1 protein-coding gene is annotated in these 1,423 nt (G+C 77.0%); it reads right to left on the bottom strand.

Translation table 11 applies throughout. From position 1 onward, the window contains the following. Window positions 1–145 precede the first annotated feature (145 nt). Window positions 146–1,330 carry an XdhC family protein gene (locus tag AA75_RS35355; RefSeq protein WP_051814007.1) on the bottom strand — a complete coding sequence of 395 codons (1,185 nt, stop codon included), beginning with the start codon at window positions 1,328–1,330 and terminating at the stop codon, window positions 146–148. Window positions 1,331–1,423 lie beyond the last annotated feature (93 nt).

Genomic DNA, 1,423 nt, shown 5'->3' on the forward strand with positions numbered 1-1,423 from the left:
GTGAGCGCACGGCGGCCGGCGGGGCGGGCGGGGTACGACGCGCGGGGCCCGGCCGGTACCGCCGGGGACGGCGACCGGCCGGCCGGGTCGGCGGGACGGTCCTGCAACCCCGGTGTCCCGCCGGGCCGGGCCCGGCACATGTCGATCAGGCCGCGTGCGAGCGCCGGCGGGGCCGGGGCTGCTCGGCCTCGGCGCGGGCCAGGTCGTGGTGGATCGGGCCGTGGCCGGCCGACAGCGGCAGGCAGCTGCCGCCGCGCCGGTGCGCGACGATCTCGGCGGCCACCGAGACGGCGGTCTCCTCCGGGGTGCGGGCCCCGAGGTCCAGGCCGATCGGCGAGCGCAGCCGCCCGATCTCGGTGTCGGTCAGGCCCACCTCGCGCAGCCGGGTGTTGCGGTCCCGGTGGGTGCGGCGCGATCCCATCGCGCCGACATACCCGACCGGCAGCCGCAGCGCGCGCTCCAGCAGCGGGATGTCGAACTTGGCGTCGTGGGTGAGCACGCAGAGCACGGTACGGCCGTCGATCCGGTCCAGCTGGGAGTCCAGGTAGCGGTGCGGCCAGTCGACCACCACCTCGTCGGCGTCCGGGAAGCGGCGCTCGGTGGCGAAGACCGGGCGGGCGTCGCAGACGGTCACCCGGTAGCCGAGGAACTTGCCGATCCGCACCACGGCGGCGGCGAAGTCGATGGCGCCGAAGACCAGCATCCGCGGGGCCGGCACGTAGGACTCGACGAACAGCGTGACGGTGCCCCGGCCCTCGTCGCAGGGGCGCCCGTCCAGGCCCAGTTCGAGGCGGCCGGTGCGGCCGGCGTCCAGCATCGCCCGGGCCTCGGCGACCGCGGACCGCTCCAGGGCGGCCGTGGTGGAGGGCGCGGGGGAGAGCGAGCCGTGGTGGGTCCCGGCGGTGACGGCGACGGTGGCGCCGAGCAGCCCGGCCGGTCCGTCGATCACCCGGGCGAGCGCCACCGGGGTGCCGGAGGCGATGTACGCGATCCCGGCGTCCAGCGCGGCATCGGCGCCCGGCACGACCGGCTGGACGAAGACGTCCAGGATCCCGCCGCAGGTCAGACCGACCGCGAAGGCGTCCTCGTCGCTGAAGCCGAACCGCTGCAGCACCGGCTCGCCGCTCTCCAGGGCCTCCTGGCACAGCTCGTACACCGCCCCCTCGACGCAGCCGCCGGAGACCGAGCCGATCGCCTCGCCGGTGGTGTCCACGGCCAGTGCCGCGCCCGGGTCGCGCGGCGCGCTGCCCGAGACGCCGACCACGGTGGCCACCGCGAAGGAGCGCCCGGCGGCGTGCCAGGCGTGCAGCTGCTCGGCGATGTCCTGCATGTCCGGTGCTCCTTACCAGTCCAGTGTGCACGGTGTACGGGGGTGCCGCGGTACGGCGGCCGGAGCCCCCGTACCGCGGCGGGGCGGGGTGGG

The organism is Kitasatospora sp. MBT63, from assembly GCF_000710465.2.
Classification (GTDB): domain Bacteria; phylum Actinomycetota; class Actinomycetes; order Streptomycetales; family Streptomycetaceae; genus Kitasatospora.